Annotated in this window: 12 protein-coding genes and 1 tRNA gene; 3 read left to right on the top strand and 10 right to left on the bottom strand. The window is 52.2% G+C overall.

Annotated elements, in window-relative coordinates; genetic code table 11:
• Window positions 1-29: 29 nt before the first annotated feature.
• Window positions 30-761 carry a LytTR family DNA-binding domain-containing protein gene (locus EXW94_RS20230; protein WP_010433183.1) on the bottom strand — a complete coding sequence of 244 codons (732 nt, stop codon included), beginning with the start codon at window positions 759-761 and terminating at the stop codon, window positions 30-32.
• Window positions 762-774: 13 nt separating this feature from the next.
• Window positions 775-2,472 (bottom strand): sensor histidine kinase, encoded by a 1,698-nt coding sequence (locus EXW94_RS20225; RefSeq protein WP_174340867.1) that lies wholly within the window; start codon window positions 2,470-2,472, stop codon window positions 775-777.
• Between the two features lie 387 nt (window positions 2,473-2,859).
• Here EXW94_RS20225 and alaC point away from each other — a divergent pair, with 387 nt between their 5' ends.
• The gene (alaC, locus tag EXW94_RS20220) at window positions 2,860-4,095 is read left to right on the top strand and encodes an alanine transaminase (protein ID WP_108416665.1); all 1,236 of its coding nucleotides are present in this window, start codon (window positions 2,860-2,862) and stop codon (window positions 4,093-4,095) included.
• Between the two features lie 55 nt (window positions 4,096-4,150).
• On the opposite strand, the gene ypdK is transcribed toward alaC, so the two are convergent.
• The gene (gene ypdK, locus EXW94_RS28530) at window positions 4,151-4,222 is read right to left on the bottom strand and encodes a membrane protein YpdK (protein ID WP_099458937.1); all 72 of its coding nucleotides are present in this window, start codon (window positions 4,220-4,222) and stop codon (window positions 4,151-4,153) included.
• 357 nt (window positions 4,223-4,579) lie between these two features.
• Window positions 4,580-5,497, bottom strand: coding sequence for a kdo(2)-lipid IV(A) palmitoleoyltransferase (lpxP, locus tag EXW94_RS20210; protein ID WP_010433190.1), 918 nt, complete (start codon window positions 5,495-5,497; stop codon window positions 4,580-4,582).
• A 269-nt stretch (window positions 5,498-5,766) separates the two neighbouring features.
• Here lpxP and EXW94_RS20205 point away from each other — a divergent pair, with 269 nt between their 5' ends.
• Window positions 5,767-7,146 carry a diguanylate cyclase gene (locus EXW94_RS20205; RefSeq protein WP_174340866.1) on the top strand — a complete coding sequence of 460 codons (1,380 nt, stop codon included), beginning with the start codon at window positions 5,767-5,769 and terminating at the stop codon, window positions 7,144-7,146.
• Between the two features lie 26 nt (window positions 7,147-7,172).
• Here the strand turns inward: EXW94_RS20205 and EXW94_RS20200 are convergent.
• Window positions 7,173-7,244: transfer RNA gene (locus EXW94_RS20200), tRNA-Arg, on the bottom strand.
• Between the two features lie 195 nt (window positions 7,245-7,439).
• Here EXW94_RS20200 and EXW94_RS20195 point away from each other — a divergent pair.
• On the top strand, window positions 7,440-8,609 hold the full coding sequence (locus EXW94_RS20195) for a site-specific integrase (protein ID WP_174340865.1): 1,170 nt from the start codon (window positions 7,440-7,442) through the stop codon (window positions 8,607-8,609).
• Here the strand turns inward: EXW94_RS20195 and EXW94_RS20190 are convergent.
• The 5 genes from EXW94_RS20190 to EXW94_RS20170 form a co-directional block, all read right to left on the bottom strand.
• The gene (locus EXW94_RS20190; protein ID WP_165298120.1) at window positions 8,593-8,778 is read right to left on the bottom strand and encodes a DNA-binding protein; all 186 of its coding nucleotides are present in this window, start codon (window positions 8,776-8,778) and stop codon (window positions 8,593-8,595) included. The two genes, EXW94_RS20195 and EXW94_RS20190, sit on opposite strands and share 17 nt — an antisense overlap.
• A gap of 104 nt (window positions 8,779-8,882) precedes the next feature.
• The gene (locus EXW94_RS20185) at window positions 8,883-9,446 is read right to left on the bottom strand and encodes a 3'-5' exonuclease (RefSeq protein WP_174340864.1); all 564 of its coding nucleotides are present in this window, start codon (window positions 9,444-9,446) and stop codon (window positions 8,883-8,885) included.
• Window positions 9,447-9,493: 47 nt separating this feature from the next.
• Complete coding sequence (locus EXW94_RS28300; RefSeq protein ID WP_254797864.1) at window positions 9,494-10,261, bottom strand: hypothetical protein; 768 nt, start codon at window positions 10,259-10,261, stop codon at window positions 9,494-9,496.
• A gap of 1 nt (window position 10,262) precedes the next feature.
• Complete coding sequence (locus EXW94_RS20175) at window positions 10,263-10,448, bottom strand: hypothetical protein (RefSeq protein WP_174340863.1); 186 nt, start codon at window positions 10,446-10,448, stop codon at window positions 10,263-10,265.
• 166 nt (window positions 10,449-10,614) lie between these two features.
• Window positions 10,615-12,138, bottom strand: coding sequence for a hypothetical protein (locus EXW94_RS20170; RefSeq protein ID WP_174340862.1), 1,524 nt, complete (start codon window positions 12,136-12,138; stop codon window positions 10,615-10,617).
• Window positions 12,139-12,177: the final 39 nt, after the last annotated feature.

Here is a 12,177-nt window from a genome sequence, read left to right as displayed (position 1 = left end):
TTCCCCTCTCCATCGGGGGAGGGGAACGTTCACAGGTGCATCAGCTGGCGAAACTCTTTTACCTTGCTGCGGCTCACGGGCACCTGGAAGTCGAGATCCTTCAGTCGCAAAATATACGTGTTGTTAAACCAGGGTTCGATCTCGCGGATCTTGTTCAAATTGACGCAAAACGATCGGTGGCAGCGGAAGAAGTGCGCCGCAGGTAGCTTGCTGCAAAACTCGGTGATGTTCATCGCCATCACGTACGATTCACGTCGCGTATAGACAAACGTCATCTTTTCATGTGCTTCGGCGTAATAAATATCGTCGATAGGCGTGACGATGATCCTTTCATCCTTCACCAGATTAATGGTGTCATTCTCCCGGATAGCAGGGCTTGCGGTCGCAGGCGCGGCTTGCTGTTTCCATGCCGCTTCCAGCTTTTGCAGCATGCTGATAATACGCGACTCCTGATAAGGCTTGAGGATGTAGTCAAACGCTTCCAGCTCGAAAGCCTCCACGGCGTGCTCTTTCCACGCGGTAACAAAGACAATAAAGGGCTTGTGGGCAAACTGATTAATATTTTGCGCCAGCAGCACGCCATCCAGCGACGGAATATTAATATCGAGAAAAATGGCATCGACCCGGTTGTGCTGGAGGAACTTTAGCACGTCCAGTCCATCTTCGAAGGTGCCTACAATCTCCATCTGGCTGTGCGTTTTGATGAGCCAGCTCAGCTCCTGCTGAGCCAGAACCTCATCTTCCACAATGATGACTTTCATCTGTAACTCCGGCCTATGGCATCAGGGATATCGGTGCATGAACGGGCGTGCGTTCATTCGGCACATAAAACGCGATTTCTGTGCCCGGCTCCAGGCGATGAATGTGCAGCCCGTCGCCGTACAGCAGTTTGACCCGGTGGTGGACATTCAAAAGGCCAATCTTATTGCCCGGCATTTCGTTGGATTCCACGCGTTCAATAACCTTTGGGTCGATACCGTGGCCGGTATCGCGCACCGCAATGCGCACGCGATTCCCGCTCTCGGTCACGCTAATGGTCACTACGCCTTTGCCTTTGCACGGCTGAATTCCGTGGACAATGGCGTTTTCTACCAGCGGCTGGATCAGCAGGCTTGGGATCACGCAGTTGACCTCTTCATCAATATCGTAAATGACGGTGAGCTTATCGCCAAAGCGGGCCTGTTCGATCGCGATGTAATCTTTGATTTGATAAAGCTCTTTTTTGATGTCGATCTGCTCGTCATCTTTCAATTCAATGTTGTAGCGCAGATAGCGTGACAGGTTGAAAATCAGCTGGCGGGCGGTGTCCGGATTAAGGCGAATGGAGGAGGAGATGGCGTTCAGCGCGTTAAACAGGAAATGAGGATTAATTTTACTTTGCAGCGCGCGTAGCTCTGCCTTATTTGCCATTTCGCGCAGCTGCTCCGCGCGCGAGACTTCCAGCTGAGTTGAGATGATTTGCGACAGACCAATCGCCATTTCCTGTAATGAGGAGGTGATCTGGTGCGCATGGCAGTAGTAAATCTTCAGCGTGCCCGTGACGACCCCTTTCTCCCACAATGGGATCACCAGCATGGAATGTATTTCGGGCGTCCTGTGGGCTTCATCATTGTTTTTAATGATGATTTTACCGTAGTTGATCGCCTGTCGGGTGGTTGGGCTGATGGTGTCGTCGTTGTCACGATAGTTGTGCTCCCCGACGCCCACGTAGGCCAGCACGTGGTCGATATTGGTGATGGCGACGGCATCGGCGTGAATATCACGACGGATGATATCGCAGACCTGGCGTAAAGACTCAACGTTAACGTGGCGGAACAGCGGCAACGTTTTGTTGGCAATATCGAGTGCCAGCTTGGCCTGACGTGCGGCGCTGGCCTCTTTTTCCCCTTCGACACTCTGCACCAGCAGAACAATAAAGCCTATGCAGACGCTGCCGAGGATCATCGGAATACCGATTTTCGAAACAATATCCAGCCCAAGAGCGGTCGTGGGTGCCCACACCACAACCAAAATCATGGTCAAGGTTTCACACACCATGCCCGCGATGATCCCGGCGCGCCAGTGCTGCTTTTTGGGGAATTTGCGGTTAATCCAGCCGGACAGGATCCCGGCGATAATGCTGGTAATAAAGCACGGAATAGCCGTCACGCCGCCGATATCAATCAAATAGCGGTGTGTGCCGGCAATCAATCCAGTGATCACCCCAACCCAGGGGCCAAACAGTATCCCGCCTGACATCACGGCGATAATGCGCACGTTGACCAGCGACCCTTCGACAGGCACTCCGGACCAGGTGCTGAAAAGGGCAAACATCGAAAAGATGGCGGTTACGGCCAGCAGCTCTTTTGGCGAGTGCGCTGACTTGTGCAGAAGCTCGCGGAACAGGCGAATGCGAATGAGGAAAAACAGACAAATCAGCATTAGTGCTGCGCGATCAAATACCGCCAGCAGCATATCGAATATTTCGTGCACAAGTGAACCTGGAGAATCGGGAAAGAACCATGATAAAAAACCTGGCGCGTATTGACCAGCTATCCGTCAGGTTTATCAAATGAGGAAAAACCACATTTTACAAAGGGGATTGTTCGGAAAGTTCTTCAGTCCGGCTGAATTTTTCTGAACGAAGCGCAGCGAGGTAATGGTTATGATAACGTCATGTTAAATAACAGGTATTAAAATACCCTTTTACGTCATCAGCCTTCCGCTTTTAGCGACAGCAGGGTTCCTGTTTTAACGCGATATCTTTTTTTTACTTTCCCTCTCGACAGCATGTTTTTTTTCAGGTTATTTTCTAAGCACGCCACATCGGTGGCAGCGTCGCTCGGACGGTCCGGGCGCTAACGTTAATCTGAGGAATCTATGGCTGAATTCAGTCCTGAACGCCGTTTCACGCGTATCGATCGTCTCCCCCCTTATGTTTTCAATATCACTGCTGAGCTGAAGATGGCTGCGCGTCGGCGCGGCGAAGATATCATCGATTTCAGCATGGGTAACCCTGACGGCCCAACGCCGCCGCATATTGTTGAGAAACTCTGTACCGTTGCCCAGCGCCCGGATACGCATGGTTACTCAACGTCTCGCGGTATTCCTCGATTACGTCGTGCCATTTCCCGCTGGTACCAGGATCGCTACCAGGTGGACATCGATCCTGAAAGTGAAGCCATTGTCACCATTGGCTCGAAAGAAGGGCTGGCGCACCTGATGCTGGCGACGCTGGATCACGGTGATACCGTGCTGGTGCCAAACCCCAGCTATCCGATCCATATCTACGGTGCGGTGATTGCTGGCGCGCAGGTTCGCTCTGTGCCGCTGGTGGAAGGCGTAGACTTCTTTAACGAACTGGAACGCGCGATTCGTGAAAGCTACCCGAAACCAAAGATGATGATCCTCGGTTTCCCGTCGAACCCAACGGCCCAGTGCGTTGAGCTCGAATTCTTTGAGAAAGTGGTCGCCCTGGCAAAACGTTACGACGTGCTGGTGGTTCACGATCTCGCCTATGCGGATATTGTCTACGACGGATGGAAGGCGCCTTCCATTATGCAGGTGCCGGGCGCACGCGATGTGGCGGTCGAGTTCTTCACGCTGTCGAAAAGTTACAACATGGCGGGTTGGCGCATTGGCTTTATGGTGGGTAACAAAACGCTGGTAAATGCGCTGGCGCGTATTAAGAGTTACCACGACTACGGCACATTTACGCCGCTACAGGTTGCTGCAATTGCTGCGCTTGAAGGCGATCAGCAGTGTGTACAGGATATTGCTGCCCAGTATAAGCGGCGTCGCGATGTGCTGGTGAAAGGTCTGCATGAAGCGGGCTGGATGGTGGAAATGCCGAAGGCGTCCATGTACGTCTGGGCTAAAATTCCTGAGCCCTATGCGGCAATGGGTTCGCTGGAGTTTGCCAAGAAGCTCCTGCAGGATGCGAAGGTGTGCGTCTCGCCGGGCATCGGGTTTGGCGATTATGGCGATACCCACGTGCGGTTTGCGTTGATTGAAAACAGCGACCGCATTCGTCAGGCGGTCAGGGGAATTAAGAGCATGTTCCGGGCTGACGGGCTTCTCTCATCAAAAAATGTGGCTGAACAGCCCGAAACCTGACGACACAAAAAAACAGGCGCCTTGAGCGCCTGTTTTTTTGACTGCATGTTCTTTGCTAGATCATCAGGGCAAAGGTTCCGGCCCAGACTAAAACAATCACCGAAATGCCCATAAAGAAATATTTCACGTTTCATCACTCCGCGTATCTTGTGGTACGCATTCAAAAACAGAGTCCACCTGATTATAGAGAGTTGAAATCGGGCTAAAACGGAAATCGGAATTATCCCGCTACGCCTCAGACTCCACCTCAGAATTCTGCGCTTCCCATTGTCAGACGGCGCTAATGTACGCCTAAAAATAGGGGGTGACAAGTGGGATTTTTCTAAATACTTTCCGACACTTACGAGTGTCGTGGAACGGCGACAGTTTGATTTCAGTACGCAATAAATTCCCGTTGAGCGACGCAGAAAAAAGACGGTTACTCAGGGTAATTACAGGTGATTGAAAAGGTTAGTTTCTTCGCGAAACTAACCTTCTGGAAGGCTTAGATATAGAGAGAGGCTTCGCCCAGCGGACGGGTTTTGAAGCGGCGGTGCATCCACAAATACTGCTCAGGCGCACGCATGATCTCGAACTCGATAACCTTGTTGATAAAGGTCGCGGCTTCACACTCATTTTCCGGGTAGTTCGCCATTTCCGGGGAGATGTGCAAGCGATAACCTGATTTATCCGCTTTTCTGACCATCGTTACGGTCAGCATAGCGGCACCAGAAAGGCGTGAAATCACAAAGGTGCCATTGGTCGTGGCAACGTCTTTAACTGCGAAGAAAGGCGCGAAGCTGCTGCCTTTACGGCCATAATCCTGATCGGGTGCAAACCAGACGGCCTCACCTTTTTTCAGCGCACCGACCATGCCGCGCAGATTGTTACGGCTGATCATCGCCTTGTTTGAGCGCATACGGCCGCGAGTCTGAACCCACTCCATCAGCGCGCTGTTGTGCGGACGGTAGGTTGCCATCATCGGCTGGCAAAGCCCCATCACGCGTCCACCGAGTTCGAGGGACATAAAGTGAACCCCGACGACCATCACGCCCCGATTCTGCGCCTGGGCACGCTTCAGGTTATCCAGACCTTCTACATCAAACCATTTACGCACGCGTTCATCAGGCCAGAACCAGGCCATACCGGTTTCCAGCAATGCCATGCCGATAGATTTAAAGTTCTCAGCGATCAGCTTTTCGCGCTGCTGCGCATTGTAGTGCGGGAAGCAAAGTTCAAGATTTTTACGTGCGATAGACTCGCGACGTTTAAGGAAATAGCGCGATGCGCTGCCGAGTCTTGAGCCCAGTATGCGGATCACCGGGTAAGGAAGCTGGACCAGCAACCAAAGTACGCCAAGACCAAACCATGTAAACCAGTAACGCGGGTGCAAGAACGCGCGTTTGAATGAGGATTCAGACAAATTAGAGGAACCTTTGTAAAACCGGTAAAAGTAACGCGCTTAGCGATACCACGTGCCTATTAGACCGTAGTGCAAGGTCATGGTTGCAGGCTTTACCGATCTTTACGGCGTTACCTGGCCATAGCTGACATTGGATGGGCGGCATAATGTAGCACCCTTATATGTTATGTGCTATTACTCGTTTTTGATTAAAAAAGCGGCGATTACGGAGAGGCTTGATTTTGCTATTGTTATAAATGAGCGAAAGTCACTCTTTTGAGGGCGTTACGATGGATACATATCTGCAAACGGTGAAAGATGAGTGGGTGCAACTGATCAATGAAACTGAGCCACACATTCATCAAGTTACCGCCCAACTTGCCAGCGATCATGCCACTGCTCTGATTGCTGAGTTCTATCGTGTTGTTCTGGCCGATCCTATTGTTGCTGAGTTTTTGACCACTGAACAGGTGGAAAGGCAATTGCAGGAAGCGCTGCGTCGGTGGCTGGTTGAGGTTCTCTCCTGTCAGGTTGGGCAGGTTGAGGAGCAGATACGCGCCCAGCAGCGTGCCGCAGATGTGCATGCCCGTATCGGCATCTCTGTCGACCTGGTCGAAATGGGTTTCAGGGTGCTGAAAAAATTGCTGTTACCTATCATTAACGCCACGCCCCATCCCTCTGACGTGAAGCTCAGCGTTTATCACTACGCCATTAACAGTATCGATCTGGCGATGGAGGTGATGTCGCGTGCGTATGTCTTCAGCGAGAACAATGCGGCGAAAGAGGATGAAAACTACCGGATTTTCTCGCTGATGGAGAATGCGGAAGAAGAGAAGGAGCGTCAGACCGCTGCGCTGCTGACCTGGGAAATGACGCTGCTCTATAAGGTAATGTTAGATTCCAGCATAGGCAACAGCCGACCGCTCGGGCAATCAGATTTTGGGCTGTGGTTTAGCCATAAAGGACGTCACTATTTCAGCGGTATTGCCGAAGCAGGGCATATCTCCCGTCTTATTCAGGAGTTTGACGAGGCGTTTAATGAGGTTCGCCAGGCTGAGGATGCGCTTCGTGACAGGTCACGGCAGGTCAAATTTTTGCGGCAGGTGCGTAACACCCTCTCGCAAATCGTTACCCTGCTGCGTGAGCTGTTTGATGAGGTTTCCCGGCATGAGGTGGGAATGGACGTGCTCACCCGGCTGCTGAACCGTCGCTTCCTGCCGACCATTTTTAAACGTGAAATCACCCATGCCACCCGCGCCGGTACGCCGCTGTCGGCGCTACTGATCGATGTTGATAAATTCAAGCAAATCAATGATACCTGGGGCCACAATACGGGTGATGAAATCCTGCGAAAAGTGGCGGGTGCGTTTTATGACAACGTTCGCACCTGCGACTACGTATTTCGCTACGGTGGCGATGAGTTTTTAATTGTGCTGACGGAAATCACCGAAGCTGACGCCCTGCGTATTGCAGAACGGATCCGCAAGCGCGTAGAAAAAATTAAGGTTAGCTCCCCGACCGGCGAGACGATCTCTCTTTCCCTTTCAATCGGGGCGGCGATGTTCAATGGGCATCCTGACTACGAACGTCTGATACAGGCAGCGGATGAAGCGCTGTATGGTGCAAAACGACGCGGGCGGAATTGTGTGGAGTTGTGGAAAATGCAGTGATTTTATGAAGTCAGGAAGAACGAAAGTGTCCCCTGCAGGAATCGAACCTGCAACTAGCCCTTAGGAGGGGCTCGTTATATCCATTTAACTAAGAGGACGTAGAAATAACTGATTTTTAAGCGTTCGCTTTGTTTTGCATATTATCGCAAGAGTCCACGCAGCTTCAAGCCTTTAGCCTCTTTTATTTCCTGTTTGTTCATGTCTGTACGCGAAGAAAATCATTTGGTTCACTTGCCATTGCGTACAGATTGAGTACAGAATTCAGAAAATCAGTGTGTACAGGATGCAGAACCGTGGCCCTCAGTGATACCAAACTTCGCAGCATCAATGACAAGCCATACGACGGCGCGCCAGAAGTCACAGATGGTGACGGTCTCAGCGTGCGTATTACCCCTACCGGAACGATTACGTTTCAGTTTCGGTACCGATGGAATAGTAAACCCGTTCGCCTTACGATTGGACGCTATCCTGCCACATCTCTGAAAGATGCGCGCGTCATAGTTGGCGGGATGCGCGAATTGTACCTCAAGGGGTTAAACCCTAAAAATTATTTTGCAAAAGAGGATGGCGAGCTGACACTGAAAGAGTGTCTCGATCAGTGGTGGAACAAGTATGTTGAGACCCTGAAGCCTAATACACAGACGCTATACAAGTCAGTTGTGTACAACACTATGTACACAGAATTCCCTGACGCCCCCGTCGTCAATATTCCTGTTTCAGCATGGGTTAGGTTTTTCGATAAGCAGGAAAAGAAAAACGGTAAAAAGGCCAGGGTACTTCTACTGCAGCTGCGATCCGTAATGAACTGGTGTATTAGCCGACAACTCATACCTTCGTGCGAGGTTCTCAAGCTCAGCGTTAAGGCGATCGGAAAGAAGCCAGATGTTGGAAGCAGGGTTTTAACCTATACCGAGCTGGCAAAAATATGGGTCGCGCTGGAAGGCAACAAGATCGTTACTTCCAACAAGGCACTTCACCAACTGCTGTTATTGTGGGGAGCCAGATTGTCAGAACTTCGCCTGGCCACTAACAGCGAATTCAATATGGACGATTTAATTTGGACAACTCCAGCTGAGCATTCAAAAATGGGGAATGTTATTCGTCGTCCTGTTTTTGAGCAGGTAAAGCCTTTTGTAGAGAGGCTGTTAAATTCTGGTAATAGCATCCTTTTCCCTGGACAGGAGCTTGATAAGGCAATAGATCGTTCGTCCGCAAATCTCTACATGAAAAAATTAAGGGGTAAAATTGATATACCTGAATGGAGAACGCACGATTTCAGGCGCTCGCTGGTAACGAATTTGTCAGGGGAGGGGGTTATGCCCCACGTCACCGAAAAGATGCTGGGGCATGAACTGGGTGGCGTGATGGCCGTATACAATAAACACGACTGGCTGGTGGAGCAGAAAGATGCGTATGAAATTTATGCCGATAAAATATTCTGGCATGTTAAACAGCTCGGTTGACGCCGCCCTCTTCAATCCACTTCATAACTGCTTTACGGCTGTATCTTGACGGATAGGTGAGAACAGGATTGGGGAAGCCACGTTCTTTGCGTAAGCGCCACACAGCAGTTTTTTTCTTTTTGAGCAGGTCGAACACTTCCTGCTCTTCCATAAAATCAGTAGTAGTCATAAAAACCTCATCAAAAATTACCTTTAAAAACACACGCGCGCCTTCAGTACAGAAATTACAGCGATATACTATTAACGCTTGGCGCGCTATTTCATTGCCGTGGCTTACTGCTCTCGCGGGATAATGCGTTGCCAGATGGCTGAAACGTATTTAGCCTGGTGGCGGGCATCGGCGAGTGCGTTATGCTGCACTCCGTCAAATGGCATGTTCACTTTCGGATCGAAACCAAACTGGCGGCCCAGCATGACCATGGTTCGCACGTCTGAATCGTTCCAGAACATCCACGGGCACGAGTGTCCAACCCGGCGGTACGCCTGACGAAGAATGACGTTATCGAAATTGGCACCATTCCCCCAGACTTTCAGGGAGCCAGGCCTTTCGCAGTTTCGACTGATGAAGGCGCTGAGCCCCGAAATAGCCTTCGCGATGTGAAGGGCGTCACCGGCGCAAATTGCCGCCCGCGCCTCGGCGGTCTGCTTGAGCCACCAGATAACGGTGTCACCGTCTGGTTTTGCACCCATTTCCATTTCGCTGCTGAGGTTTACTGCTGTGTAAAAATCAGGGCCAAGCTCGCCGGTTTGCGGATTAAAAAATACCGCACCAATGGCTACAATCGGCGCGTCGGGATTGCTACCCATGGTTTCAAGGTCAATCATTAAGTGGTTCATATTTAGCTCTCAAATTTCCAGGATGTGCTGAAGCTTGGTGTGATTAATCATGGTTTACCTCCCTGAAGCATGGCGGTGCGGTAGGCGTTCCATCCAGCTTTACGCTGAACGTTACCGAACTGGCGAAGCATTTCAGCAACAGCCATAAATGAGCCGAATTCGTAGTAATTGGCTGGGTCATTTTTTTGGTGGCGTCCGCCAAGATGCTCAGCCCATTGTCCGTATGTCCAGTCAAATCGCTCGCTATGTTGCTCATCAGGCACAGATACCGGCGCTGGGGCGGTGTAGAAATACGGCTTAATAGTCCAGCTTTTATTCCATAAATCTCGCGTTTCTTCCGCTTCCTTCAGCGTCGCCACGTTACAACCAACTGCGCCGCATTCTATGATTATGTGATACCCGGCAGGCTCCGCTTCGCGAGATGCCAGCGCGATACGCGCCAGCTCCATGATTTCGTCGTCAGTGATTGGAGATATAATTCGGCCAGCGCCAAACTCTAAAATGTCTTTCACCCGTTCTCTGGTAATAGCGCTCATGGATCCCCCCTCTCCATTAATGCTCAGGTTTATACCCTGACTGATGCGTAGAAACCCCTCACCGCGAAGCCGCTTGTAATAGTCTCTGGCCTGTATGAGTTGCGAATTAATTTTTTCAAGTTCGTCAATCCGCTTCCCTGCTGCGTCACGCTCATCCAGCAGAGACAGCGCCATACGCATCGTTTCGCGAATGAGATATGCATCGCTCAGATCCAGTATTTTGCCGGGCTTAATCGACGGCAGCGCCTGTTCTATGTGCTCCCTGGTAAATGTACTCATCTCACTCCCCGCCTTTATTTTTGTACGCTTGCACTGCGCGTTGAATAACTACCAGCTTATGAACCGCTTTCATTTTTTCCCATGCATATTCAGCCACAATCCCCACGAGAAAAAACACTACTGCCACACCAATAAGTGCTGAGATTGTCCAGCCTATGCAGTTCATTACCCAGTCAATAAAGACCATGCTCACTCCTCATCAGTAAAAAAATCGACAATTACAAAAACCAGAAGGCAGAGAAAAACAAAAATAACCATGCCAAGCGGCAGCAAATCTATAAAATCGTCACACACGGAATTGTTTTCCGCTCAAATAATCAATATCGCTATCAGCCGCCCGTAGGCGGCACGTGTTACAGGCCAATTTTCAGCGTTAATTCTTCAATACACTGGCGGCCAGCTTGCTTGTAGGTTTCAGCGGCATCGCCTGAATACCGTTCATCAACAGCCTCCTCAAACTCCCCCTGAGTTCCAAAGAAGCAACCAGCTGCGATGTGGAAATTGTCGCGAGTCCAGACCGCAAAAATCGTTCTGCTGGACATGCCGCAATTTTCTCGATAGGCCACATTGGAGAATTGCTCTGGGCGCAAATAAAGGGATTCGCACTCGAAATTGTCCGGCAGCGCGGTGATGCTGGTGTTGTGCAGGTCGAGCGAGCCGCCCACGGTCAGATTGTCCGGCAGCGCGGTGATGCTGGTGCCGCGCAGGTCGAGCGAGCCGCCCACGGTCAGATTGTCCGGCAGCGCGGTGATGCTGGTGCCGCGCAGGTCGAGCGAGCCGCCCACGGTCAGATTGTCCGGCAGCGCGGTGATGCTGGTGTTGTGCAGGTCGAGCCAGCCGCCCACGGTCAGATTGTCCGGCAGCGCGGTGATGCTGGTGTTGTGCAGGTCGAGCGAGCCGCCCACGGTCAGATTGTCCGGCAGCGCGGTGATGCTGGTGCCGCGCAGGTCGAGCGAGCCGCCCACGGTCAGATTGTCCGGCAGCGCGGTGATGCTGGTGCCGCGCAGGTCGAGCGAGCCGCCCACGGTCAGATTGTCCGGCAGCGCGGTGATGCTGGTGTTGTGCAGGTCGAGCGAGCCGCCCACGGTCAGATTGTCCGGCAGCGCGGTGATGCTGGTGTTGTGCAGGTCGAGCCAGCCGCCCACGGTCAGATTGTCCGGCAGCGCGGTGATGCTGGTGCCGCGCAGGTCGAGCGAGCCGCCCACGGTCAGATTGTCCGGCAGCGCGGTGATGCTGGTGCCGCGCAGGTCGAGCGAGCCGCCCACGGTCAGATTGTCCGGCAGCGCGGTGATGCTGGTGTTGTGCAGGTCGAGCCAGCCGCCCACGGTCAGATTGTCCGGCAGCGCGGTGATGCTGGTGTTGTGCAGGTCGAGCCAGCCGCCCACGGTCAGATTGTCCGGCAGCGCGGTGATGCTGGTGCCGCGCAGGTCGAGCGAGCCGCCCACGGTCAGATTGTCCGGCAGCGCGGTGATGCTGGTGTTGTGCAGGTCGAGCCAGCCGCCCACGGTCAGATTGTCCGGCAGCGCGGTGATGCTGGTGCCGCGCAGGTCGAGCGAGCCGCCCACGGTCAGATTGTCCGGCAGCGCGGTGATGCTGGTGTTGTGCAGGTCGAGCGAGCCGCCCACGGTCAGATTGTCCGGCAGCGCGGTGATGCTGGTGTTGTGCAGGTCGAGCCAGCCGCCCACGGTCAGATTGTCCGGCAGCGCGGTGATGCTGGTGCCGCGCAGGTCGAGCGAGCCGCCCACGGTCAGATTGTCCGGCAGCGCGGTGATGCTGGTGTTGTGCAGGTCGAGCGAGCCGCCCACGGTAATATTCCCGTTATCGGAAACAGTGTGTTGAATATCCTTTTTAACGAGATGCTTAATTAAGTCGAACATTTCAAATCCTTATTTTTTTAATTTCACAAATATTTGCGA

It is taken from the genome of Enterobacter sp. JMULE2 (assembly GCF_013337145.1).
Classification (GTDB): Bacteria; Pseudomonadota; Gammaproteobacteria; order Enterobacterales; family Enterobacteriaceae; genus Enterobacter; species Enterobacter mori.
The sequence above is the reverse complement of the archived record's forward strand: the minus strand, read 5'-3'. Positions and strand labels throughout refer to the sequence as shown.

Excerpts from the sequence above, each read along its gene's own strand:
- EXW94_RS20230 (WP_010433183.1), bottom strand. The coding sequence starts at position 761 with ATGAAAGTCATCATTGTGGAAGATGAGGTTCTGGCTCAGCAGGAGCTG.
- EXW94_RS20170 (WP_174340862.1), bottom strand. The coding sequence starts at position 12,138 with ATGTTCGACTTAATTAAGCATCTCGTTAAAAAGGATATTCAACACACT.
- EXW94_RS20185 (WP_174340864.1), bottom strand. The coding sequence starts at position 9,446 with ATGAACCACTTAATGATTGACCTTGAAACCATGGGTAGCAATCCCGAC.
- EXW94_RS28300 (WP_254797864.1), bottom strand. The coding sequence starts at position 10,261 with ATGAGTACATTTACCAGGGAGCACATAGAACAGGCGCTGCCGTCGATT.
- alaC (WP_108416665.1), top strand. The coding sequence starts at position 2,860 with ATGGCTGAATTCAGTCCTGAACGCCGTTTCACGCGTATCGATCGTCTC.
- EXW94_RS20190 (WP_165298120.1), bottom strand. The coding sequence starts at position 8,778 with ATGACTACTACTGATTTTATGGAAGAGCAGGAAGTGTTCGACCTGCTC.
- EXW94_RS20205 (WP_174340866.1), top strand. The coding sequence starts at position 5,767 with ATGGATACATATCTGCAAACGGTGAAAGATGAGTGGGTGCAACTGATC.
- EXW94_RS20175 (WP_174340863.1), bottom strand. The coding sequence starts at position 10,448 with ATGGTCTTTATTGACTGGGTAATGAACTGCATAGGCTGGACAATCTCA.